Raw genomic sequence first — 22,923 nt, forward strand, 5'->3', positions numbered from 1 at the left:
GCGCGCGACACGCGTGGCAGGGGTCGCGCGCACGCGGAGATGCCGTGCCCGCGGCGAGGAGAGGACGTGCGGCTCCCGGAGAGGGCGGGCCCGCTCCCCGCGCCCGGGGGCGGCCGATGGCAGACTGGGGGCCGCAGCGCGGAGGCGGTCGCCTCGGCGGTGAGAGTACAACAATCAGCCCGTTTGTCCGGCAGGGAGCGTGGCGACCAATACACGTCACTGAGAGGCTGCGTACAGCAATTCGCGATTTTTCACTCGAACGTGTGTTTGGCGCAACCTTTCGAAAGCATCTACCGTTGTGCTGCAGGGAGACCATCGAGAGGGGCCGACGTGACCACCACCGCTGACAGTGCCGCCATCACTGCCCAGGACCGCTCCCAGGGCCGGCTCGAGCCGGTGCATGCGATGAACGAAGCCACGCATCCCGAGGGGCCCAAGCGCTCCCTGCCGGGCCGGCCTCCCGGCATCCGGGCGGACAGCTCCGGACTCACCGACCGGCAACGCCGGGTGATCGAGGTCATCAGGGACTCGGTGCAGCGACGGGGTTACCCGCCGTCGATGCGCGAGATCGGCCAGGCGGTCGGTCTCTCCAGCACCTCCTCGGTGGCCCACCAGCTCATGGCCCTCGAGCGCAAGGGCTTCCTGCGCCGCGACCCGCACCGTCCCCGCGCCTACGAGGTACGCGGCTCCGACCAGGCCGCGGCCGTCCAGCCCACCGACACCGCGGGGAAGCCCGCCGCGTCCTATGTGCCGCTGGTCGGCCGTATCGCTGCCGGTGGTCCGATCCTGGCCGAGGAGTCCGTCGAGGACGTCTTCCCCCTGCCCCGGCAGCTCGTCGGCGACGGCGAACTGTTCGTGCTGAAGGTCGTGGGTGACTCCATGATCGAGGCCGCGATCTGTGACGGCGACTGGGTCACGGTCCGCCGCCAGCCGGTCGCCGAGAACGGCGACATCGTGGCGGCGATGCTCGACGGCGAGGCGACCGTCAAGCGCTTCAAGCGCGAGGACGGCCATGTCTGGCTGCTCCCGCACAACGCGGCCTACGAGCCGATCCCCGGCGACGACGCGACCATTCTGGGCAAGGTGGTGGCCGTACTGCGCCGCGTCTGAGCACGGCTCGGGGCAGGCCCCGACCCGCCGCCCCGCCCCTGACCGGGCCCCGGGACCCCTGCGCCGGTTCCGGGGTCCTGTGCTGCCCGGACCCGCAGGCTCACTGCCCCTCTGCGTCGGCCTCCGTCCGCTTCGCCGCCGCGTCGATCGCGGCCAGCGACCTGCGGACCTGGTTGCGGTCCGTCGTGTACCAGAAGTCGGGCAGCGAAGCCTTCAGATAACTCCCGTAGCGCGCGGTGGCCAGTCGCTGGTCCAGCACGGCCACCACACCCCGGTCGCCCGAGGCGCGTACGAGACGGCCGGCGCCCTGCGCCATGAGCAGCGCGGCGTGGGTGGCGGCGACCGCCATGAAGCCGTTGCCGCCGGCCTCCTCCACGGCCTTCTGCCGCGCGCTCATCAGCGGGTCGTCCGGGCGCGGGAACGGGATCTTGTCCATGACCACCAGCTGGCAGCTCGGCCCCGGTACGTCGACGCCCTGCCAGAGCGACAGCGTGCCGAAGAGACAGGTCTCCGGGTCCGCCGCGAAGTTCTTGATCAGCTCGCCGAGGGTCTCCTCGCCCTGGAGGAGGATCGGGTACTCGGGGATGCGGGTCCGCAGCTCCTCGGCGGCGAGCTGCGCCGCGCGCATCGAGGAGAACAGACCCAGGGTGCGGCCGCCGGCCGCCTGGATCAGTTCGGTGAGCTCGTCCAGCATGTCCGCGCGGTCGCCGTCCCGGGCGGGACGCGCCAGATGCTTCGCCACATACAGGATGCCCTGCTTGGGGTAGTCGAACGGCGAGCCGACGTCCACGCCCTTCCACTGCGGCAGGTCCTCCCCCTCGAGCCCCTCGGCACCCAGCCCCAGCGACGCCCCTACGCCGTTGAAGTCGCCGCCCAGCTTGAGGGTCGCGGACGTCAGCACGACGGAACGGTCGGTGAAGAGCTTCTCGCGCAGCAGCCCGGAGACGGACATGGGAGCGACCCGCAGGGAGGCACCGAAGCGGTCGTGGCGCTCGTACCAGACGACGTCCCACTCGGAGCCGTTGGTGATCCGCTCCGCCACGTCGTGGATGCTCTCCACGGAGGCGAGGGCCTGCTTGCGGACGGCGTCCTCGTCCTGGACGGACTTGTCCCGCGTGCTCCCCATCGCGGAGATCACCGTGCGGCAGGCGTCACGCAGCGCCATGAGCGCGTAGCCGAGGTCCTCCGGGATCTCCTCCAGCCGGCCGGGCAGGGCCAGCTCCATCAGCCGCTCGAACCCCTCCGCGGCCGTCTGGAGCTGGTCCGCGGCCTTCTCGTTGACCAGTTTCGCGGCGCGCCGCACCGCGCGGTTGACCTGTCCGGGGGTGAGCTCGCCGGTCGCGACTCCGGTGACCCGGGAGACCAGCTCATGGGCCTCGTCGACGATCAGCACCTCGTGCTGCGGAAGCACCGGGGCGCCCTCGATGGCGTCGATCGCCAGCAGCGCGTGGTTGGTGACGACCACATCGGCCAGCTTGGCGCGCTCACGGGCGGTCTCGGCGAAGCACTCGGCTCCGTAGGCGCACTTCGTGGCGCCCAGGCACTCCCGGGACGACACCGACACCTGGGACCAGGCCCGGTCGGACACGCCCGGCGTCAGGTCGTCCCGGTCACCGGTCTCCGTCTCGTCCGACCAGTCGCGCAGCCGCAGCAGATCCTGGCCGAGCCTGCTGGTGGGGGCGGCCGCCTCGAACTGGTCGAAGAGGCCCTCCTCCTCGTCCTGCGGCACGCCCTCGTGGAGCCGGTGCAGACACAGGTAGTTGGAGCGGCCCTTGAGCATCGCGAACTCCGGGCGGCGGCGCAGCAGCGGATGCAGCGACTCCACCGTGCGCGGCAGGTCCCGCTCGACGAGCTGGCGCTGCAGGGCCAGGGTCGCCGTCGCCACCACCACCCGCTCCCCGTGCGCGAGCGCGGGCACCAGATAGCCCAGGGACTTTCCGGTGCCGGTGCCCGCCTGGACCAGCAGGTGGGAGCCGTCGTCGATCGCCTCGGCGACGGCTTCGGCCATGGTCACCTGGCCGGGGCGCTCCGTGCCGCCGACAGCGGTGACGGCAGCATGCAGGAGTTCGGGGAGTGAGGGCTTCGTCATAGCGCGACCACCCTACGACCCGGCACTGACATTCGTGCGATCACGGCGGAAGCCGGGGATGCGATCAAGACGGATCTCCTCGGGTCGGGGCGGGGGAAGCGGAGGGTGCGACACGGAGGGGCGGGCGTGCCTGGCGCTACAGCAGCCGGCGCAGGGAGCGGTCCCGGATCATGAGGGCGGCCCGTTTGCCGGGCAGATCGGCCTCGGCGGAGAAGCGGAAGCCTGCCGTGAGGAACGCGGCGACGGAGGCGGTGTTGCGCAGGTCGGGTTCCGCGACGACGCGCGGTGTGGGGGGCCGGTGGTCGAGCGCGAGGTCGGCGACGGTGCGGATCAGGAGGCTGCCGAGGCCCCTCCCCCGGTCGCCCGGGGCGCCGATGAGGACGTGCAGGCCGGTGTCGAGGGGCCGGGCCGGGTAGTGACGGGCCAGCGGATCCAGGTCCGCGCGGTAGATCTCCCAGTAGCTCATCGGCGTGCCGTCGAGGACGCCGAGGCACGGCACGCTGCGGCCCTCGCCGGTGAGCTGGGCCCGTACGTGGTCCGCCGTGCGTGCCGGTGGCCCGGACAGCTCCCAGAACGCGGCGACGGCCGGGTCGTTCATCCACCGGACGAGCAGGGCCAGATCCCGTTCCAGCCGCACGGGGACGAGCCGGAACAGGCCCGCGGGGGTGTGGGCCGGGCCCCACGCGGTGACGGTGCCCGGGGTCATGAGTGCAGAGGGTTGGCGATGGTGACGTAGACGGACTGGGTGTCGACCGGGCCGGCGAGTTCGTCGAGACCGTGCAGCCGGGTCAGCAGATTGGCCTTGCAGCGCAGCAGCGGGGAGTCGAGCAGGCGGGCGGGCACGGTGCCACGGTTCCGGGCCGGTCCGGCGCGGACCTCGGTGAGGAAGCGGCGGAAGGCCGCGAGCAGCAGCGCTTCGTCGGCGAGGCCCTGGGAGCCGAAGGCACCGATGAGCCCCAGGACGTTGTTGACGCCCAGGTAGTAGGCGAAGCGTTCGTCGGTGACCGCGTCGGGCACGAAGGTGTCGCTGTGCTCACCGATGCCGGGCAGCCGGGCGTCGAGTTCCGCGCGGCGCGACGCGCGGAAGTAGTAGCCCTGGTTGTCCCGGTAGCGGGCGCCCGCCGGCCAGCCGTCGGCGTCCAGCAGGAGCAGGGTGTTCTGCTGGTGCGCCTCCAGTGCGATGCCGGCCGCTGCGTCGAGCCACAGCACGGGCCGGACCACGTGCTCGAGGTAGCGCAGGAACCACTCGGCGGCGACGGCCCCCGGCGGCCGGCCCGTGCGAGCGGCGAGGCGGGTGATGATCTCGGCCAGCCGGGACCGCATGGCGCCCCCGCCGGGCCGGGGGCGCGGCGAGACGAGTCCGGCGACGCAGACGACGTCGTCGTGCGGCCGGAACGGGTTGTGCCGGATCACGGCGTCGAGCCCGGGCACGGGGTCGCCGTCCGGCGCGTTCACGGCGACCCAGGCCGGGTCGCGGACGATGTCGAAGCCGGGGTGCGCGGCCCGCCACTGCTGGGACAGTCCGGTGCGCAGGAGGCGGTGGACCTCGACGCCCCGGTGGAGTTCCTTGCGGAGGTTCTCCCGCCGGGAGTTGGTGATGCGCAGGGCCAGCGACAGCTTGAGCATGGCCGGGGCGCCGGTGCGGTGGACGGTGCGCACGGAGGAGGTGGGGTGCCAGGGGGCGCCCCGGCTGCCGAGGTCGCGGAGCAGTCCGGTGTCCAGGAGGGCCGCGGTCTCCCGGCGGTGGCGGACGTGGCGCAGTTGCCAGGGGTGCACGGGGAGGGCCGCGTATCCGTCGGGCAGGGGCAGACCGGCACCGGCGAGCCGGGCGGTGAGGCGGGGCGCGGTGACGGGGCGTCCACGCTCGGTCCAGGCGGAGTCGGTGGCGAGCAGGGAGGGGGCGACCGCGAGCCAGTGCAGCGGGAAGGAGCCGCGCAGCTCGGGTGAATAGTGCTCCGCCTCGGCGTCGGAGAGGCCCTCACGGCTCTTGGGGTCCGGGTGCAGCGGGTGGCCCAGGAGGAGCGCCTGCTCGGCGGCGAGGAAGAGGTCCGGGTGGGGGTCGGCCGGGTCCTTGCGCCGTTCGGCGAGGAAGACGGCGACACGCCGGACGGAGTCGGCGACGCGCGCGACGAGATCGGTGCCGGCGCCCACCGGGGGCGGCGCGGAGGGAAGGCGCACACCGCCACCGCGCGGTGAGCGCACCCTCTCCGGCCCGCCACCGGCCCCGACGGGCGCATCCCCGGCACCCGGCACGACACGATCCCTGACCGCCGCACCCTCGGCGCCCGGACCGGCACCAGCCCCGACCCCCGCATCCCCGGCATCGGGCCCCGCATCGCCCCCGACCGCCGCACCACCGACATCCGGCCGGGCACCATCCCCGACCGCCGCACCCTCGGCGTCGGGACCCGCGCCATCCCCGACCCCCGCACCCCCGACATCCGGCCCGGCACCATCCCCGACCCCCGCACCACCCGGACCCGGACCCGCACCAGCCCCGACCCCCGCACCCCCCGCCTCCACACCTGCGCCGCCCTCCCTGGCGAGGAGGGCGGTCAGCAGGACGGCGTCGACCGGGGCGGCTGGTTCCGGGGTGCCGGCCAGGCGCGGGGGCCCGAAGCGGTGCAGGCCCGTCGGGGACCAGTACCGGACGGGGACGAGCAGGGCCGTGCCGCTGGCGGGCAGGGCGATGCGCAGGACGTCACCGTCCGGCGCGGGGAGGCCGGTCTCCCGTACCCAGCAGCGCAGGAGATTGTCGAGGGCCGCGGCCTGTGCAGCCCCGAGCGGGTCGGGCTGGTCCGTGTCGGCGGGCCGTGCGGCGCCGGACGGCCTCCTCTCCTGCTGCGGAACCGCGGAACGCGCGCGGTCGGCCGGTGCGGGGGTCGTGTGCATGGCGGGTCCTCGTCGAAGGCGCGGGGGGTCGGAAGTGCGGCAGGGCGGGTGCGGCCGAAGCGGTGCAGCGGACGGGCGGCCCGTGTCAGCCGGCCCGGACGCGACCGCCGCGCGGTGCGCGGGACTCCCCGCGCGGCAGTCCGCGAGGAGCGGAGCGGTCGTGTACCGCCGCGTGGAGTGCGTCGGCGAACCGGTCCAGGACGGCGGTGGCCTGTTCGTCCGTGATCGTCAGCGGCGGCAGCAGCCGTACGACGCGCCCGCCGGGGCCGCCCACGTCGACGAGCAGACCGCGCCGCAGGCACTCCCGCCGGACGGCGGCCGGAAGCCCCGGAGCCCGCGGAGCCGCCCCGGAGCCGTCGCCGCGCTCCCGCACCTCGTCCGCCAGTTCGACCCCGATCAGCAGCCCCCGCCCCCGCACCTCCCGGACGCGACCGAGCTCCTCGGCGAGTGCCCGGAGCCGGGCGAGTATGCGCGTGCCCAGGGCCGCCGCGTGGTCGGCGAGGCGGTTCTCCCGCACGTGGGCGAGGGTCGCGGTGCCCGCCGCCATGGCGAGTTGATTGCCCGTGGGGGCGTCGCGCGTGCCGTCGCGCACGTCGATGTCGTCGCGGTGGACCACGACGGCCAGCGGCAGACCGCCCCCGGCGGCCGCGGACAGCACCATCGCGTCGGGCGTGCTGCCGCTGTGCTCCACGGCCCAGAAGGCACCGGTGCGCCCGAGTCCCGTCAGGGTCTCGTCGGCGACCACAGGGCACGGCGCACGCGGACCGCGCGGCGCGCACGGCTCACGCGCCGCGCGTGTGCCCGGCGCCGGGAGCGCCCCGCCACCCGCACGCTCCCCTCCGCTCCAGAAGAGCGCGTCGGTGAGCTCCAGGACGTCGCCGCGACCGGTCGCCGCGCGCACCGCGTGGAGCGCGGTCGCCCTGGCGTCACCGGCGGCCGGCCCGCAGAACCGCACGCGCGCACGGCCGGCGAGCCCGGGCGGGAGGGTCCGGGACAGCTCGGCGACGAAGGCGTCCCGGACCGGGGTCGCCACGTCGGAGACGTGCAGCGGTGCGCCCGAGTCGATGACCCGGCGCATCGCCTCGAGCACCACGGGGTGGTTATGGCCGAGGGCGAGGGTGCCCGCGCCGGAGAGGCAGTCCAGGTAACGGCGGCCGTCCGCGCCCTCGATGGTCATCCCCCGCGCTCTCACGGGGACGATCGGCAGCACCCCGGCCTCCGGCCCGCCATACGTCGATTCCGCCACCGTCCTGCGTCCTCCACCGCTCGCGCCGCACCACGGGCAGGGGGACTCCGCGCGATCCGCGGTCCCCCACCGTTCCCAACCCCGGGCCGCCGACGGGGTTACGGGTCGCTGCGGGATCCACGGGCGCACGGGCGGCGGCGGCCGGCACACCGCACGCCCCCCTCAAATCGGCCGATCTGCGGACGATTGGCCAGGTCAGACGGCTTGTAGCTGAACCGTTGCCGTTCCGTCGGACGTCCCCCACAGCGAGCGCATAGTGTGTGGTGCCGTTCCCGAAGGCCGTCGGAGCTCCCGTGAACTCGTCACGTTTCGCGGGTGTGCGGGTGGCCGAAGCACCATCTTCGTTCATTTCAGGGGGAGTCAGATCATGCGATCCATACGGCCGTCGTCCAGCACCCGCAGAGGGAGGAGGGCACGGCGCGGCACCTCCCCCGTTCTGGCCTCCGTCGCACTCGCCTCCGCGCTCGCGCTCACCGCCACCGCCTGCGACTCGGGCGACACCGACGCGAGCGCCGACACCTCCGCGACCGCCGCCGCCGACGACGGCAAGCTCAAGATCCCGGACGACATCAGGGACCGGCTCAAGGAGCACGGGATCGACCTCGACAAGTGGCGGGACGGCGCCTGGAAGAACTGGGACAAGGACGACTGGCTGCGCGAGGCCCAGGACTTCGTCAACCCGATCATCGAGGGCCTGTGGGACCCGGACCGCATGCGGGACGCCGAGGAACCGGACCAGGGTGTCGACGAGAGCGACATCTCCGGTGACCAGGGCGTGACCGACCCGGCTCCGGAGCCGGTGCAGGCGAAGGCCGTACCGCCGTCGTACAGCGAGAACGCCCCCACCGCCGGCAAGGTCTTCTTCGATTCCCCCGAGGGGACGATGGTCTGCTCGGCGACCGTGGTGCAGGACCCGGCCAACCCGGGCAAGTCCAACATGGTGTGGACGGCGGGCCACTGCGTGCACGCCGGCAAGAAGGGCGGCTGGTACCGCAACATCGCGTTCGTGCCGTCGTACAACGACTCGGGCATGACGGCGAAGGAGCTCGAGAGCGCCTCCAAGGAGGAGATCGCTCCGCACGGTGTCTGGTGGGGCGAGTGGGTGCAGACCTCGGACCAGTGGATCGAGCAGGGCGGCGCCACGGGCGGTGACGGCGCCGCGTACGACTTCGCTGTGCTGCACGTGACGCCGGAGAAGGGCAGCGGCGGCAAGTCGCTGGAGGAGACGGTCGGTTCCGCGCTGCCGGTGGACTTCGCCGTCCCCGCCGTGTCGAAGGTGGCGGAGATGACCGCGACCGGCTACCCGGCCGCTCCGCCGTACGACGGCCAGACGCTGTACCAGTGCGCGGACAAGCCCGGCCGGCTGTCGATCAGCGCCTCCGACCCGACGATGTACCGCATCGGGTGCAGCATGACCGCCGGTTCGTCCGGTGGCGGCTGGGTCGCGAAGGGTTCGGACGGCAAGCCCGCGCTGGTGTCCAACACCTCCATCGGCCCGGTGACCTCCGGCTGGCTGGCCGGACCGCGGCTGGGTGAGGAGGCCAAGGGCGTGTACGACGCCGTCAGTGAGAAGTTCGCCGGGCAGTGACCGGCTCGTCCGGTCCGGGAGCGCCGCGCGCCCGGACCGGACGCCGCGCCGGGCGTGCCGCGTCCCGGCCGTGCGGAAGACGCGTGCGCGGCACGGCATTCATTCATCGCAACGGGGGTCATCTCACCATGCGCTGTACACGTACGTCCGCTTCGCGCGGGCGGGGACGCCGTCGTACCGTCCTCGCCGCCGCCGGGCTGGTCGCCGCCCTGGCGCTCACCGCCACCGCGTGCGGCGGTTCCGAGGAGGACCGGGCGAGCGACAAACCCGGCGCCACCACGTCGCAGGCGGCCGACAGCGACGGCGGCGGGGTGCGGGCCCCGTCCGACATCGCGGACCGGCTCAAGGAGCACGGGATCGACGTCGACAAGTGGAAGAACGGCGGCTGGGAGGACTGGGACAAGGACAAGTGGCTCCGTGAGGCCGAGGACTTCGTCAATCCGGTGATCGAGGGCCTGTGGAAGCCCGACCGGATGCGGTCCGCGGAGGAGGCCGACAAGACCGTCACCGTCAAGGACGCCTCGGCGGCCCGGGGGTTCAGCGATCCGGAGCCCGCCGCGGTCCGTGCGGAGGCGGAGAAGACGCCCTACCACGAGAACGCGGCGCCGGTCGGCAAGGTGTTCTTCGACTCGCCCGAGGGTCCCGCGGTCTGCTCCGGAACGGTCGTCAAGGACGTGAACCACCCGGGCAAGTCCAATCTCGTCTGGACGGCCGGGCACTGTGTGCACGCCGGCGGCAACGGCGGCTGGTACCGGAACCTCGTCTTCGTCCCGGCCTACAACGACCTCGGCAAGTCCGCGGCCGACCTGGGCAACGCGAGCGCCTCCGAGGTCGCCCCCTACGGCAACTGGTGGGCGGACTGGGCGTCGACCTCGAACGGCTGGATCCAGGGCGGTTCGCACACCGGCGGTGACGGCGCGGCGTACGACTACGCCGTGCTGCACGTCAAGCCGGAGCAGGGGAGCAAGTCGCTGGAGGAGACGGTGGGCGCCGCGCTCGACGTGGACTTCTCCGCCCCCTCCGCGGCCGAGGCGGGCAGAATGGGTGCCTGGGGCTACCCGGCCGCGCCGCCCTACGACGGCCTGCAGATGTTCAAGTGCCTGGACGCTCCGGGCCGGTTCTCGCTGGCGTCCGATCTGCCGTCCATGTACCGCATCGGCTGCACGATGACCGGCGGTTCCTCCGGCGGCGGCTGGTTCCGGGTGCGCGACGGCGAGACGGTGCTGGTCTCCAACACCTCGATCGGCCCGACGGACAACACCTGGCTGGCGGGCCCGCAGCTGGGTGAGGACGCCGAGGCCCTGTATCGGCACATGAGCAAGACCTACGGCGGTCAGTGACCGGCACGCTCGGCGCACACGCAAGGCCCGCCCCCCGCGGTGAGCGGGGGGCGGGCCTTGCGCGTGGTGCTGGTACCGGTGCCGGTGTGATCAGCCGGCCGGGGTGGGAACGTACGGCGTGAGTTCCGCCGCGAGCTCCTCGTGCACCCGGACCTTGATCAGGGTGCCCTCCGGGGTGTGCTCCTCGGAGATCACCTCACCCTCGTCGTGGGCGCGGGCGACCAGCTTGCCGTGGGTGTACGGCACGAGCGCCTCGATCTCCACCGACGGGCGGGGGAGCTCGTTGTCGATGAGCGCGCGCAGCTCCTCGATGCCCTGGCCGGTGCGCGCCGAGACCGCGATGGAGCGCTTCTCCACCCGCAGCAGCCGCTGAAGGGTCAGCGGGTCGGCCGCGTCGGCCTTGTTGATCACGACGATCTCGGGTACGTCGGTGGCGCCGACGTCCCTGATCACCTCGCGTACGGCGGCGAGCTGCTCCTCGGGGATCGGGTGCGAACCGTCCACCACGTGCACGATCAGGTCGGCGTCGCCGACCTCCTCCATGGTGGAGCGGAACGCCTCGACCAGGTGGTGCGGCAGGTGCCGGACGAATCCCACCGTGTCGGCCAGCGTGTACAGCCGGCCGCTCGGGGTCTCGGCCCGGCGCACAGTCGGGTCGAGGGTCGCGAACAGGGCGTTCTCTACCAGGACGCCCGCGCCCGTGAGCCGGTTGAGCAGCGAGGACTTGCCGGCGTTGGTGTAGCCCGCGATGGCGACGGAGGGCACCTTGTGGCGCCTGCGCTCCTGGCGCTTGATCTCGCGGCCGGTCTTCATCTCCGCGATCTCCCGGCGCATTTTCGCCATCTTCTCGCGGATCCGGCGCCGGTCCGTCTCGATCTTGGTCTCACCGGGGCCACGGGTGGCGAGGCCGCCGCCCTTGCCGCCGCCCATCTGCCGGGACAGCGACTGGCCCCAGCCGCGCAGCCGCGGCAGCATGTACTGCATCTGCGCGAGCGCGACCTGCGCCTTGCCCTCTCGGGACTTGGCGTGCTGGGCGAAGATGTCGAGGATCAGGGCCGTACGGTCGATGACCTTGACCTTGACGACGTCTTCGAGGTGGATCAGCTGGCCGGGGCTGAGCTCACCGTCGCAGATGACGGTGTCCGCGCCCGAGTCGAGCACGATGCCGCGCAGCTCCTCGGCCTTGCCGGAGCCGATGTAGGTGGCGGCGTCGGGCTTGTCGCGGCGCTGGATCACGCCGTCGAGGACGAGGGCGCCGGCCGTCTCCGCGAGGGCGGCGAGCTCGGCCAGGGAGTTCTCCGCGTCCTGCGCGGTGCCCGAGGTCCACACCCCGACGAGCACGACGCGCTCCAGGCGGAGCTGCCGGTACTCGACCTCGGTGACGTCCTCGAGCTCGGTGGAGAGCCCGGCCACGCGGCGCAGGGCCGCGCGCTCGGAGCGGTCGAACTGGTCGCCGTCCCGCTCTCCGTCGATCTCGAGGCTCCAGGCGACGTCCTCTTCCATCAGGGCATCGGCCCGAAGACCGTCGGGATAGGTGTGCGCGAGGCGCTTGGTGTCCTGGGAAGGGGAAGAAGAGGAGGTCATTGGATCCTTACGTCGTCGGTGAGCCTGCTGTGACGGAGCCGGTCCGGGGGACCTTCCGTCACTGTCCACAACGTCCGGGTGGTCCGGGAGATTCCCGTGCCCCGTGGGGTGCGGACCTGACGATGGTCGCACGGTACGGCCCGTCTCGTCACCGTGTTATTCCCGTTCCGCGTCCGCTCGACGCACGGGCAGGTGGGGGGACGGTACCGGGCGCAGGGAGGGCCGGGCGTCGCGGTTCGCGGCCTTCCACTCCGGGTGGCCGGGCATCGGCGGGGTGGTGGTGCCGTGCAGCCAGGGGTGCAGGAAGCCGGACAGGTCGCGTCCGGCGACGTCGGAGGCCAGACGGACGAAGTCGGAGGTCGAGGCCGTGCCGTCGCGGTGGCGGGTGACCCACTCGCGTTCCAGGCGCTCGAACGCGGTGCGGCCGATCTCCTGGCGCAGGGCGTACAGCACGAGTGCGCCGCCGGCGTAGACGTTCGGCCGGAAGATGCCGATCTTGCGGCCTGGCTCCGGGGGGTTCGGCGACGCGGGCGGTCCGCCCGCCGCGCGCCAGGCGTCGGATGCCTCGTAGGCGGCCCTCATCCGGGCTTCGAGGGAGCGTCCGCCCCGCTCCTCGGCGTACAGCGCCTCGTACCAGGTGGCGTGCGCCTCGTTGAGCCACAGGTCCGACCATGTGCGGGGGGCGACACTGTTGCCGAACCACTGGTGGGCCAGCTCGTGCACCATGATCGATTCGACGTACCACTCCGGGAGGGCGGGGTCGGTGAACAGCTCCCGTTCGAAGAGGGAGAGCGTCTGGGTCTCGAGGGCGAAGCCGGTGGACGCGTCGGCCAGGAGCAGGCCGTAGGTCGCGAAGGGGTAGTGCCCGGCCTTCTCCTCCATCCAGGCGATCTGGGCCGGTGTCCTCGCCAGCCAGGGTTCGGCCTGCGCGCGGTGCTCGGTGGGGACGACGTCCCGCAGGGGCAGACCGTGCGGCCCTGTGCGGTGCACGACCGTGGAGCGGCCGATGGAGACCTGGGCGAGTTCGGTCGCCATGGGGTGCCGCGTCCGGTAGGTCCATGTGGTGGCCGCGCGAGTGCGGTCGACACCGGCGGGCAGACCGTTGGCGACGGCCGTGTGGCCTTCGGGGGCGGTGATCCGGAAGGTGAACATCGCCTTGTCGGAGGGGTGGTCGTTGCAGGGGAACACCAGGTGGGCGGCGTCGGCCTGGTTGGCCAGGGCGAGGCCGTCCGCGGTGCGCACCCAGCCGCCCTCGCGGTCCCCGGGCACCGGGTCGCTGGTGTGCCGGACGGTGATACGCGCGGAGTCGCCCGCGTCGAGAGCGTCCTCGGGGGTGATCACCAGGTCCTCGCCGGCGCCGGTGAAGGCGGCGGGACGGCCGTCGACCTCGACCGAGTGGACCGTGCCGTGGGCGAAGTCGAGGTTGATCCGGTCCAGGCGGGCGGTGACGCGGGCGTCGATGGTGGTGACGGCCTCGAGCGGCCGGTCGTTGCGGCCGGGGTAGCTGAGGGCGAGGTCGTACGCCAGCACGTCGTAGCCGGGGTTGCCCAGGTGGGGGAAGAGGCGGTCGCCGATGCCGAGCGGTTCGGCGGGGGCGCTCGCGGCGAGCAGGCAGACGGAGACGGCGGAGGCGAGCAGTGCCGTGGCCGCGCTGCGGCGGCGGGCGAGGGGGTGCGGGGTGAGCGGCATGTCCCACGGCTATCAGCGCGCGCGTGCGCTGCGGCGACGGCGCGCTTTCGGCCCACCCGATCGGGTAATCACACCGCCGCTCGGCCGCTTCGTGCCGTGGTCAGACGCCCTGGTCGTGCCGCTGGGCGCGGCTCACGTCGTACACCCCGGCCACGTCCCGCATGGCGCGCATGAGGGCGGGCAGCTGGGCGGCGTCGGGCAGCTGCACGGTGTAGGTGTGCCGTACCTGCTGGCGCTCGGGCGGTTCGACGGTGGCGGAGACGATCTCGGCGCCCTCGACCGCCATGGCTTCGGTGAGGTCGGCGAGCAGGTGCGGACGGACGAACGATTCCGCCACCAGCGTGACCCGGCACTCCGCGCCCTCCCCCCAGCGCACGCCGACCTCCGCGCGCCCCGCGCCCTTCATCCGCGCCACGGCGGCGCACCCGGTGCGGTGCACGGTGACCGCTCCCCCGCGCACGGCGAACCCGGTCACCTCGTCGGGCGGTACGGGCGTACAGCAGCCGGCGAGCCGTACGGCGGCCCCCTCCTGGGAGGTCAGCACCTGGGCGGCGGCGGGACGGCCGAGGGCGGTCTCCGGGGCCTGTGGAGCCTGCGCAGGGGCCGGGTCGTCGGCGGCCGGCCGGGAGGAGGCCGGCGCTTCGGTTCCCGCCGCGGGGTGGGCGGCGAGCCACCGCTGGATGGCGATCCGCGCCGCCGGGGTGTGCGCGTGGTCCAGCCACTCCCGGGACGGGGCGGAGGCGGCGTCCTGGCCCATGAGCAGCTGGACGGTGTCGCCGTCCTTCAGCACCGTGCTCAGCGTCGCCAGCCGGCCGTTGACTCTCGCCCCGATGCAGGCGTGGGCGTCCTCGCCGTACTGCGCGTAGGCGGCGTCCACGCAGCTCGCGCCCTCGGGCAGGCCCAGCGTGCCCCCGTCGGGGCGGAAGACGGTGATCTCGCGGTCCTGGGCGAGGTCCTCGCGCAGGGTGGACCAGAAGGTGTCGGGGTCGGGCGCGGCCCGCTGCCAGTCGAGCAGCCGGGAGAGCCATCCGGGCCGGGTCGGGTCGACGCGCTCGCCGTCGCTCGTGGCCTGCTCCTCCGAAGGGGCGACGTAGGGGTTGCCGAGGGCGACGACGCCGGCCTCGGCGACCTTGTGCATCTGGTGGGTGCGGATGAGGACCTCGACGACCTGGCCGTCCGCGCCCGCCACCGCGGTGTGCAGCGACTGGTACAGGTTGAACTTCGGTACGGCGATGAAGTCCTTGAACTCCGAGACGACGGGCGTCATGCAGGTGTGCAGTTCACCCAGGACGCCGTAGCAGTCGGCGTCCTCGTTCACCAGCACCAGCAGCCGGCCGAAGTCGGCGCCCCGCAGCGGTCCCCGTTTGCGCGACACGCGGTGCACGGAGACGAAGTGGCGGGGCCGGATGAGGACTTCGGCGGTGATGTCCGCCTCGCGGAGCACCTTGCGCACGTCGTCGGCGACATCGGCGAGGGGGTCGTCCGCGCGGGCGGCGTTGCGGACGATCAACTCCCGTGTGTGCTCGTACTCCTCGGGGTGCAGGATCGCGAAGACCAGGTCCTCGAGCTCCGTCTTGAGGGCCTGGACGCCGAGGCGTTCGGCGAGCGGGATCAGCACGTCCCGGGTCACCTTGGCGATGCGCTCCTGTTTCGCGGGGCGCATCACGCCGAGGGTGCGCATGTTGTGCAGCCGGTCGGCGAGTTTGATCGACATCACGCGGACGTCGTTGCCGGTGGCGACGAGCATCTTGCGGAAGGTCTCGGGTTCGGCGGCGGCGCCGTAGTCGACCTTCTCCAGTTTGGTGACGCCGTCGACGAGATAGCGCACTTCCTCGCCGAACTGCTCGCCGACCTGTTCCAGCGTCACATCGGTGTCCTCCACGGTGTCGTGGAGCAGCGAGGCGGTCAACGTGGTGGTCTCGGCGCCGAGTTCGGCGAGGATGAGGGTCACGGCCAGCGGGTGGGTGATGTACGGCTCACCGCTCTTGCGCATCTGGCCGCGATGGGAGGACTCCGCCAACACATAGGCGCGGCGCAGGGGTTCGAGGTCGGCGTCGGGGTGGTGGGCGCGGTGGGCGTCGACGACGTGTCCGATGGCGTCGGGGAGCCGGTCGCGGGCGGTGGTGCCGAGGAGTGCGGCGCGGCCGAGGCGGCGCAGGTCCAGACGGGGGCGGGTCTTCCTGCGGGATCCCGCGGGTGCGGTGTGACCAGACGTCACAGAGCCTGGGGTCGCTGGATTCACGGCCTCCGCGTTCATGGGCACCTCCGGCTGCGTGGACCGGCGGACGGTGTGCCCCAGGGTGGACTCGGGCGCAGGGAACGGCGTTCGTTTCCCCGTCCGGGCCGGTGCTTGATGCTACCGAGGCCGACCCCGTGGGGCTGGCCGCCTCCGGCCGATCGTGAAACGGATCACCCCATCGAGCGAAGGTCGATCAGGGGGTGCTTTCACGCCATCGGGTCGGTTCTCCGCCTTGATCCTCAAGCCGGAGATCCTCTCCGCCCTGCGGATGTGATCATCGGGCGGGCCGGAGGCTGGGAAGGTGCGACCGCGTTCCGGTCAGCGAAGGGCGTTCTTCAGCCACTCGTCGTCAATCTCGCCCTCGGCGACGATCACCGCGGGACCCGTCATCTCGATCTCGCCGTCGGGCCGTTCGGTGATCACCAGCGTGCCGCCGGGCACGTCCACGGTGTACGTCGCGGGGGTACCGGTCACGGCCGGGTCGGCGCCGTCCCTGCGGGCGGTGGCGACGGCGACCGCGCACGCGCCCGTACCGCAGGACCGGGTCTCGCCCGCCCCGCGCTCGTGCACGCGCAGCGCCACGTGCCGCGGGCCGCGGTCGACGACGAACTCCACGTTCACGCCGTCCGGATAGGCAGTGGCCGGGCTGAACGGGGGCGGGGTGAGGAGGTTGCCCGCATGGGCGAGGTCCGCCACGAACGCCACCGCGTGGGGATTGCCCATGTTCACGTTCCGCGCGGGCCAGCTGCGCCCGCCGACGCGCACGGTGACCTCGCCGTCAGGGAACAGCGCCCGGCCCATGCCGACGGTGATGCCGCCGTCCTTGGCGATGTGCACGGACTTCACTCCCCCGCGTGTGGCGACCGCGATGTCCCCCTCGGAGACATGGCCGGCGCGCTGGAGGTAGCGCGCGAACACGCGTACGCCGTTGCCGCACATCTCCGCGACCGAGCCGTCGCCGTTGCGGTAGTCCATGAACCACTCCGCCTCGGCCGCCATCTCCTTCGCCTCGGGGTGGGCCGCGGACCGCACGACGTGCAGCAGGCCGTCGCCGCCGATGCCCGCGCGGCGGTCGCACAGGGCGGCGACGGCGTCCGGCGGGAGATCGAGGGCGTTCTCGGGGTCCGGGACGATCACGAAGTCGTTCTCCGTGCCGTGCCCCTTGAGGAAGGCGATCCGCGTGCTCATTCCTCGATCGTACGAGACCACCGCGTGCCGGCGGCCGCCCGGTGCGGTCAGCGGAGCCTGGCGACCCGCATCACCGCGAGGACCACCACGGCGGCGACCATCACGGCGTAGGCGGCCACGACCCGCCAGTCGGCTCTGCGTCCGGACCCCCGGGCGGGGAGGCCGGGCCAGGTGTAGCCCACCCTGCGGGCGGCCATCATGCCCCAGCCCGCCGAGCACGAGCAGATCAGCAGCCCGAGCATGGCGATCACCGCGCCGCTCTCACCGAAGTCGAAGGCGAGCGGGAAGGCGAACATCAGGGAGCCGACCGCGGCCAGTCCGACGATGGGGGCGAGCTGCCAGATGCGCAGCCGGCGCTGCGGGCGCAGCTCCACCTCGACCTCGCCGCCGGCGAACATCTCGTCGGGCCCGGGGCCGTCGTCGGTCACCCCGCCCGGTGTCTCCTCCGGCCCGTCGGGGCTGAGACGGTCGGTTTCCTGCTCCGGTGCACCCCGCTCGGTGGTGAGCGGCTCGGTGCCGTGTGCGGTGTCGCGAGGGCCGGCCTCCATCGCCACGCGCCCTCCCAACTAGGACTCCACTTGGTCGATCGAAGCTCGATGATGGCACGGTGTCACAGGCCCGGATGACGGCCTGGGCGTCCCGATGCCAGGACGTGATCAGGCTGTAACCGGTCGTTCGACCAACGACATCGCGAGGCGTGGAAGTTCCGCGAGGTCCTCCGCGGCCCCACTCAACCAGTGCACCCGGGGATCGCGTCTGAACCATGAATCCTGACGGCGCGCGAAGCGCTTGGTGGCACGAACGGTCTCGGCCCGTGCCTCCTCGAGCGTGCACTCCCCGGCGAGCGCCGTGAGCACCTGCTGGTAGCCGAGGGCACGCGACGCCGTACGCCCCTCGCGCAACCCCTGCGCCTCGAGTGCGCGCACTTCCTCGACGAGGCCCGCCTCCCACATCAGGTCGACCCGGCGGGCGATGCGCTGATCCAGTTCGGGGCGGGCCACGTCGACGCCGATCTGGAGGGTGTCGTACACCGGGTCGGGGACCGGGAGGTTGGCGGTGAAGGGCCTTCCGGTGATCTCGATCACTTCGAGCGCGCGGACGATGCGGCGGCCGTTGCTCGGCAGGATCACGCGTGCCGCCTCGGGGTCGGCCGCCGCGAGGCGCGCGTGCAGCGCTCCCGAGCCGCGCAGGGTGAGCTCCTCCTCCAGCCGGGCCCGGACGCCGGGGTCGGTGCCGGGGAACTCCAGGTTGTCGACGGCCCCGCGGACGTAGAGGCCGGATCCGCCGACCAGGACGGGCCAGCGTCCGCCGGCGAGCAGCGCGTCGATCCGCTCCCGGGCCAGCCGCTGGTACTCGGCGACCGAGGCGGTCTCCGTGACGTCCCAGATGTCCAGCAGGTGGTGCGGGACGCCTTGGCGCTCCTCGGGCGTCAGCTTGGCGGTTCCGATGTCCATCCCCCGGTAGAGCTGCATGGAGTCGGCGTTGACGACCTCACCGCCGAGCCGACGGGCCAGGAAAACACCCAGATCGGACTTTCCGGCCGCGGTGGGTCCGACGACTGCGATGACGCGGGGGGCGGGGGGTGCGCTGCTCACCGACCCAGTCTCGCAAACCTCGCAGCACGCTCTCGAACGGGTTACGTGACGTGATGTCCACCGGGTCGTTGCCCGTTGCGAGGTTCCTGCCGCCGGATCGCGGCGGCGACGGCCCGGCTCACACGAATGGGCACACCGGGCCACGCAGAATGCAGCCCGCACGAGTAACGTATGGAGTGGATATGGGCGTTTTTGCACGACTTTTTCGGAGGTCGAAGACCACGGAGGAGACGCGGGCCGCCGAGACTCGGACCGACCCGGCGCCGACCGGTCCCGAAGCGGACGACGCGGCCGGGTCCGCCGAGCCGCAGGGGTCCGCCGAGGCGCGGGAGACCGTCGAAGCGACGGCCAAGGAGGCCGACGAGGTCGGCTCCGGCGAGTCCGTCGACATCCCCAAGCAGCAGTCCTCCGAGTCCGCCGGCAGCGAGGCCGGTGAGGGCGCCCGCACGTAGACGGCCGCGAGGGAAGGTACATCATGGGTCTGCTGGACAATCTGAAGGCCAGGATCGGCCCGGCCAGGGACAAGGTCTCCGGGCTCGCGCAGCAGCACGAGGACAGGATCCAGCACGGTCTGGACAAGGCCGCGCAGACCGTCGACAAGCGGACCAAGGGCAAGTACAGCGACCGGATCCAGTCGCGCACCGGCAAGGCCAAGGAGGCCGTGGACCGTTTCGCGCACAAGCACGACCCCGGTCAGGGCTCGGAGGGCGGCACCACCCCGCCGGCCGGGCCGCCGCCCGCGTCCTGAGCCGAGCGGCACAACGACGGACGGCCGCGGAGCACCCCGGGCGCTCCCGGCCGTCCGCCGCTGTTCCGGCAATCCGGCTACGGCTGCCGCACCGCGGCCCGGGTCCAGGCGGCCACGATGTACCCCACTCCGTAGGGGGCGTCCTCGTAGAGCAGCGTGCCGTCCAGTTCCCCGGCGTCCGCGGCCGCCCCGGCGAGCACCTGCCAGGGGGCCCGGCCGGACACCCTCAGCTCACGCGCCGGCCCGTCGTCCAGCGCGCGCAGCGCTGCGGTGTCGGCGGCGCCCAGCGCACGGGCGAGGTCCGCGTCGAAGGGCGCGGCCCGCTCGTCCAGGTAACCCGGCGCCTTGAGCGTGCGGCAGGCACTGGCGTCGCCCATCACCAGCAGCGCCACCCGCTCCGCGCGGCCGGCGATCGCCGCCCCCTCCTCCAGGCACCGCTCGGCGGTGAGACCGTCGCCCACGCCCCGGCCTTCGACCGGGGCCGCGGTCCACCCGGTCCGCTCCAGCAGCCAGGCGCCCACGGCGAGCCCGTACGGGAGGCGGCCTCCCGGCGCGGCCCCGCCCCGCCCGAGGGTGACGTCCAGGTCGACGCCGAAGCCCCGGAAGGACCCCGGGGTGCCCTCCGGGTAGCTCTCGGGCCCGGCACCGTCCGCCGGGCCGACCACGACGAGCAGGTCGGGGCGGGCGGCGGCGAGCACGCCCAGCGCGTCCGTGCAGGCGGCACGCGCGGTGTCCAGCTCGGCGGCGGCGCCCGCGGCGACCTCGGGCACGAGCAGCGGCGGACAGGGGCAGACTGCGGCGGCGACAAGCATGATCAGCAGCCTACTGCGGCGGCCCGGACCCGCCCCGCCGAGCGGTGCGCACAGCGCGGGCCGCGGGCTCCGGGCCGGTCGTGTCAGTCGACGGCGCAGCCCCCGGTCATCGCCGGCAGCGGCTCGGGCACGCCCACCTTGGGCAGGCCCAGCATCACGCCCGCGGGCCGCGCCGCCTTCTCGGCGGTGCGCTTCTCCCAGGCGTCGCCCGCGCGTGTGCGGCGCACGTCCAGTACGGCTCCCTCGGCGAGGAGGTGGTGCGGGGCTGCGTAAGTGATCTCGACGGTCACCACGTCGCCGGGACGCACCTCCTGCTCCGGCTTGGTGAAGTGCACCAGGCGGTTGTCGGGGGCGCGGCCGGAGAGCCGGCGGGTGGTGTCGTCCTTGCGGCCCTCGCCCTCCGCGACCATCAGCTCCAGGGTGCGCCCGACCTGCTTCTTGTTCTCCTCCCAGGAGATCTCCTCCTGGAGGGCCACGAGCCGCTCGTAGCGCTCCTGGACGACCTTCTTGGGGATCTGGCCGTCCATCTCGGCGGCGGGGGTGCCGGGACGCTTGGAGTACTGGAAGGTGAACGCCTGGGCGAAGCGGGCCTCGCGGACGACGTGCAGGGTCTGCTGGAAGTCCTCCTCGGTCTCGCCGGGGAAGCCCACGATGATGTCGGTGCTGATCGCCGCGTGGGGGATCGCGGCCCGGACCTTCTCGATGATCCCGAGGAAGCGCTCCTGCCGGTAGGAGCGGCGCATCGCCTTCAGGACCGGGTCCGAGCCGGACTGCAGCGGCATGTGCAGCTGGGGCATCACGTTCGGCGTCTCGGCCATGGCGGCGATCACGTCGTCGGTGAAGTCGCGCGGGTGCGGCGAGGTGAAGCGGACGCGCTCCAGGCCGTCGATCTTCCCGCAGGCCCGCAGCAGCTTGCTGAACGCCTCGCGGTCGCCGATGTCGGAGCCGTAGGCGTTGACGTTCTGCCCGAGCAGGGTGATTTCGGAGACGCCCTCGGCGACCAGGGCCTCGATCTCCGCGAGGATGTCGCCGGGGCGGCGGTCCTTCTCCTTGCCGCGCAGCGCCGGGACGATGCAGAAGGTGCAGGTGTTGTTGCAGCCGACGGAGATGGACACCCATGCGGCGTAGGCGCTCTCGCGCCGGGTCGGCAGCGTGGAGGGGAACGCCTCCAGCGACTCGGCGATCTCGACCTGTGCCTCCTCCTGGACGCGGGCGCGCTCCAGCAGGACGGGCAGCTTGCCAATGTTGTGCGTGCCGAAGACGACGTCCACCCAGGGGGCCCGCTTCACGATGGTGTCGCGGTCCTTCTGCGCCAGGCAGCCGCCGACCGCGATCTGCATCCCGGGCCGCCTGGCCTTCTTCGGGGCGAGGTGGCCGAGGTTGCCGTACAGCTTGTTGTCGGCGTTCTCGCGGACGGCGCAGGTGTTGAAGACGACGACGTCGGCGTCGCCGTCGGAGCCCTCGGGGGCGCGGACGTAGCCCGCGTCCTCCAGCAGCCCGGACAATCGCTCGGAGTCGTGGACGTTCATCTGGCACCCGTAGGTGCGTACTTCGTAGGTGCGCGTGCCGCCCACTGACTGGCTCCGGTCGATGCTGCTCATGCCCTTAAGAGTAGGCCGTGTCGGTGACAGCCTTCCGCCGCGCGGCCCGCCGGCCGTTCAGTGCCGGCCCGTCAGCCCTTCAGGGCCAGGTGGTACGCGGTGCCCCAGAGCACCAGCGCGCATCCCAGACCCACCACGATGCGCAGGGCCTCCCGCGGCAGGCCGGCCGCGGTCAGGACGAGACCGACGAGGGCCACCGCCGACAGCAGGGCGCCCGTCCACCGGTACTCCCGCTGGTCGTACAGGCGGGCGAGCGGGAAGAAGTGCAGCCCCACCACGAGCGCGACGGCGGCCGGGAGAGCCCGGACATGGCCGGATCCGGCGGTCGCGGCGATCACTGCGGCGATGGCCACCGCCTCGGCGGCGTTGACCAGGCCCACGCCGCGCGCCCAGTTCGCCGGCAGGTTCACGGTCCGCGGCGAGGGGGCGGCGTCCTTGCGGCGGCCGAGGCGGATCGCCACCGCCGTGACGAGGAGGGCCGCCGCCTCCAGGGCCACCGGCACCACGTCCGTCGCCGTGCCGGTTCCGGAGGCGCCGGTGAAGGCCCAGAGCAGTGCGAAGACGGAGAGGACGACCGTGCCCCGGCGCCGGAGCCGGCGGGTGAGCTCGACGCACTCGTCGCCGACGGTGGCCGGAACCTGCTGTGTCCGCGTCATGGCTGGAGCGCACAGCGATCACCGAGGCTGAATCGAACATATGCGTGAGGAACGAACGGTCGAGAGCTTCTGTCGGCCTGCCCGCTCAGGCCTCCTCGCTCGGCACCCACCCCTGCCGCCGCAGCACCGCCGCGACGTCCGGCGCCTCGTAGTGCTCGCCCTTGAGGACCTTGCCGTCGGCACGCCTGCTCACCTGCCCGTCGGGCCCCAGCTTGGTCATGTTGGAGCGGTGGATCTCGGCGATCACCGCGTCCAGGTCGATGCCGTGGACCAGCGCCGTGCCGTACGCGACGTAGACGACGTCGGCCAGTTCGTGCGCGAGCCGGTCCAGCGGGCCCGTCACCGACACCTCGGCGACCTCCCTGGCCTCCTCGGCGAGCAGCTCGCCGCGGTGGGCGGCGAGCTCCGGCGAGACCTCGGACGGTACGTCCCTCGCGTCGAGGCCGAAGGCGCGGTGGAACTCACGGACCAGCTCGGCGGGGGAAGCACTCGTACGGCGGTCGGCGGAAGCACTCATGCCGCGACTGTAGCGGCCGGTCACGGCCC

The 22,923-nt window shown here is 73.0% G+C and carries 19 protein-coding genes; 5 read left to right on the plus strand and 14 right to left on the minus strand.

The genetic code is table 11. The features are described 5' to 3' along the window. Positions 1–330 precede the first annotated feature (330 nt). Entirely contained in the window at positions 331–1,110 is a 780-nt protein-coding gene (gene lexA, locus AC5L3C_RS09340; protein WP_125503863.1) for a transcriptional repressor LexA, read from the plus strand. Positions 1,111–1,210: 100 nt separating this feature from the next. On the opposite strand, the gene AC5L3C_RS09345 is transcribed toward lexA, so the two are convergent. From AC5L3C_RS09345 to AC5L3C_RS09360, 4 genes are all read right to left on the minus strand, one after another. Then, complete coding sequence (locus AC5L3C_RS09345) at positions 1,211–3,199, minus strand: ATP-dependent DNA helicase (protein ID WP_493648360.1); 1,989 nt, start codon at positions 3,197–3,199, stop codon at positions 1,211–1,213. Positions 3,200–3,335: 136 nt separating this feature from the next. After that, a complete protein-coding gene (locus AC5L3C_RS09350; protein WP_493653793.1) occupies positions 3,336–4,007 on the minus strand; it encodes a GNAT family N-acetyltransferase in 672 nt (223 codons plus the stop codon). Further along, positions 3,902–6,091: an IucA/IucC family protein gene (locus AC5L3C_RS09355; protein ID WP_493648362.1), complete on the minus strand. Its 2,190-nt coding sequence runs from the start codon at positions 6,089–6,091 to the stop codon at positions 3,902–3,904. Before AC5L3C_RS09355 ends, AC5L3C_RS09350 begins: the two co-directional genes overlap by 106 nt. A gap of 85 nt (positions 6,092–6,176) precedes the next feature. Further along, positions 6,177–7,337, minus strand: coding sequence for an aminotransferase class III-fold pyridoxal phosphate-dependent enzyme (locus tag AC5L3C_RS09360; protein WP_493648363.1), 1,161 nt, complete (start codon positions 7,335–7,337; stop codon positions 6,177–6,179). A gap of 367 nt (positions 7,338–7,704) precedes the next feature. Between AC5L3C_RS09360 and AC5L3C_RS09365 the strand changes: the two genes are divergently transcribed. Next, positions 7,705–8,925: a trypsin-like serine peptidase gene (locus AC5L3C_RS09365; protein ID WP_493648364.1), complete on the plus strand. Its 1,221-nt coding sequence runs from the start codon at positions 7,705–7,707 to the stop codon at positions 8,923–8,925. Positions 8,926–9,053: 128 nt separating this feature from the next. Next, complete coding sequence (locus tag AC5L3C_RS09370) at positions 9,054–10,265, plus strand: trypsin-like serine peptidase (protein ID WP_493648365.1); 1,212 nt, start codon at positions 9,054–9,056, stop codon at positions 10,263–10,265. Positions 10,266–10,355: 90 nt separating this feature from the next. Here the strand turns inward: AC5L3C_RS09370 and hflX are convergent, their stop codons facing one another. The 6 genes from hflX to miaA form a co-directional block, all read right to left on the minus strand. Beyond that, the gene (hflX, locus tag AC5L3C_RS09375) at positions 10,356–11,849 is read right to left on the minus strand and encodes a GTPase HflX (protein ID WP_493648367.1); all 1,494 of its coding nucleotides are present in this window, start codon (positions 11,847–11,849) and stop codon (positions 10,356–10,358) included. Between the two features lie 156 nt (positions 11,850–12,005). Beyond that, positions 12,006–13,538 (minus strand): M1 family metallopeptidase, encoded by a 1,533-nt coding sequence (locus tag AC5L3C_RS09380; protein ID WP_493648369.1) that lies wholly within the window; start codon positions 13,536–13,538, stop codon positions 12,006–12,008. Between the two features lie 100 nt (positions 13,539–13,638). Then, positions 13,639–15,795 carry a RelA/SpoT family protein gene (locus AC5L3C_RS09385; protein ID WP_493648371.1) on the minus strand — a complete coding sequence of 719 codons (2,157 nt, stop codon included), beginning with the start codon at positions 15,793–15,795 and terminating at the stop codon, positions 13,639–13,641. A 300-nt stretch (positions 15,796–16,095) separates the two neighbouring features. Continuing rightward, a complete protein-coding gene (gene dapF, locus AC5L3C_RS09390; RefSeq protein WP_493648373.1) occupies positions 16,096–16,965 on the minus strand; it encodes a diaminopimelate epimerase in 870 nt (289 codons plus the stop codon). 47 nt (positions 16,966–17,012) lie between these two features. Continuing rightward, a complete protein-coding gene (locus AC5L3C_RS09395) occupies positions 17,013–17,513 on the minus strand; it encodes a hypothetical protein (protein ID WP_493653795.1) in 501 nt (166 codons plus the stop codon). Positions 17,514–17,621: 108 nt separating this feature from the next. After that, positions 17,622–18,560, minus strand: a complete 939-nt coding sequence (miaA, locus tag AC5L3C_RS09400; protein WP_493648375.1) for a tRNA (adenosine(37)-N6)-dimethylallyltransferase MiaA — start codon at positions 18,558–18,560, stop codon at positions 17,622–17,624. A gap of 182 nt (positions 18,561–18,742) precedes the next feature. Here miaA and AC5L3C_RS09405 point away from each other — a divergent pair, with 182 nt between their 5' ends. Next, positions 18,743–19,012 carry a hypothetical protein gene (locus tag AC5L3C_RS09405; protein WP_493648377.1) on the plus strand — a complete coding sequence of 90 codons (270 nt, stop codon included), beginning with the start codon at positions 18,743–18,745 and terminating at the stop codon, positions 19,010–19,012. 23 nt (positions 19,013–19,035) lie between these two features. Next, positions 19,036–19,308 carry an antitoxin gene (locus AC5L3C_RS09410; RefSeq protein ID WP_493648379.1) on the plus strand — a complete coding sequence of 91 codons (273 nt, stop codon included), beginning with the start codon at positions 19,036–19,038 and terminating at the stop codon, positions 19,306–19,308. A 77-nt stretch (positions 19,309–19,385) separates the two neighbouring features. Here the strand turns inward: AC5L3C_RS09410 and AC5L3C_RS09415 are convergent, their stop codons facing one another. The 4 genes from AC5L3C_RS09415 to AC5L3C_RS09430 form a co-directional block, all read right to left on the minus strand. Then, complete coding sequence (locus AC5L3C_RS09415) at positions 19,386–20,120, minus strand: class III extradiol dioxygenase subunit B-like domain-containing protein (protein ID WP_493648381.1); 735 nt, start codon at positions 20,118–20,120, stop codon at positions 19,386–19,388. Positions 20,121–20,203: 83 nt separating this feature from the next. Continuing rightward, the gene (gene miaB, locus AC5L3C_RS09420) at positions 20,204–21,721 is read right to left on the minus strand and encodes a tRNA (N6-isopentenyl adenosine(37)-C2)-methylthiotransferase MiaB (RefSeq protein ID WP_493648382.1); all 1,518 of its coding nucleotides are present in this window, start codon (positions 21,719–21,721) and stop codon (positions 20,204–20,206) included. 71 nt (positions 21,722–21,792) lie between these two features. Continuing rightward, a complete protein-coding gene (locus AC5L3C_RS09425) occupies positions 21,793–22,377 on the minus strand; it encodes a DUF7010 family protein (protein ID WP_493648384.1) in 585 nt (194 codons plus the stop codon). Between the two features lie 85 nt (positions 22,378–22,462). Further along, complete coding sequence (locus AC5L3C_RS09430; protein ID WP_493648386.1) at positions 22,463–22,894, minus strand: pyrophosphohydrolase domain-containing protein; 432 nt, start codon at positions 22,892–22,894, stop codon at positions 22,463–22,465. Positions 22,895–22,923: the final 29 nt, after the last annotated feature.

This window comes from Streptomyces speibonae, assembly GCF_984686075.1.

Bases quoted from the DNA above. Each gene is read 5' to 3' on its own strand.
- AC5L3C_RS09415 (WP_493648381.1), bottom strand. From the start codon at position 20,120: ATGCTTGTCGCCGCCGCAGTCTGCCCCTGTCCGCCGCTGCTCGTGCCC.
- AC5L3C_RS09370 (WP_493648365.1), top strand. From the start codon at position 9,054: ATGCGCTGTACACGTACGTCCGCTTCGCGCGGGCGGGGACGCCGTCGT.
- hflX (WP_493648367.1), bottom strand. From the start codon at position 11,849: ATGACCTCCTCTTCTTCCCCTTCCCAGGACACCAAGCGCCTCGCGCAC.
- miaB (WP_493648382.1), bottom strand. From the start codon at position 21,721: ATGAGCAGCATCGACCGGAGCCAGTCAGTGGGCGGCACGCGCACCTAC.
- AC5L3C_RS09425 (WP_493648384.1), bottom strand. From the start codon at position 22,377: ATGACGCGGACACAGCAGGTTCCGGCCACCGTCGGCGACGAGTGCGTC.
- AC5L3C_RS09410 (WP_493648379.1), top strand. From the start codon at position 19,036: ATGGGTCTGCTGGACAATCTGAAGGCCAGGATCGGCCCGGCCAGGGAC.
- AC5L3C_RS09405 (WP_493648377.1), top strand. From the start codon at position 18,743: ATGGGCGTTTTTGCACGACTTTTTCGGAGGTCGAAGACCACGGAGGAG.
- dapF (WP_493648373.1), bottom strand. From the start codon at position 16,965: ATGAGCACGCGGATCGCCTTCCTCAAGGGGCACGGCACGGAGAACGAC.
- AC5L3C_RS09355 (WP_493648362.1), bottom strand. From the start codon at position 6,091: ATGCACACGACCCCCGCACCGGCCGACCGCGCGCGTTCCGCGGTTCCG.
- AC5L3C_RS09395 (WP_493653795.1), bottom strand. From the start codon at position 17,513: ATGGAGGCCGGCCCTCGCGACACCGCACACGGCACCGAGCCGCTCACC.
- AC5L3C_RS09385 (WP_493648371.1), bottom strand. From the start codon at position 15,795: ATGAACGCGGAGGCCGTGAATCCAGCGACCCCAGGCTCTGTGACGTCT.
- AC5L3C_RS09380 (WP_493648369.1), bottom strand. From the start codon at position 13,538: ATGCCGCTCACCCCGCACCCCCTCGCCCGCCGCCGCAGCGCGGCCACG.
- AC5L3C_RS09430 (WP_493648386.1), bottom strand. From the start codon at position 22,894: ATGAGTGCTTCCGCCGACCGCCGTACGAGTGCTTCCCCCGCCGAGCTG.
- AC5L3C_RS09345 (WP_493648360.1), bottom strand. From the start codon at position 3,199: ATGACGAAGCCCTCACTCCCCGAACTCCTGCATGCTGCCGTCACCGCT.
- AC5L3C_RS09365 (WP_493648364.1), top strand. From the start codon at position 7,705: ATGCGATCCATACGGCCGTCGTCCAGCACCCGCAGAGGGAGGAGGGCA.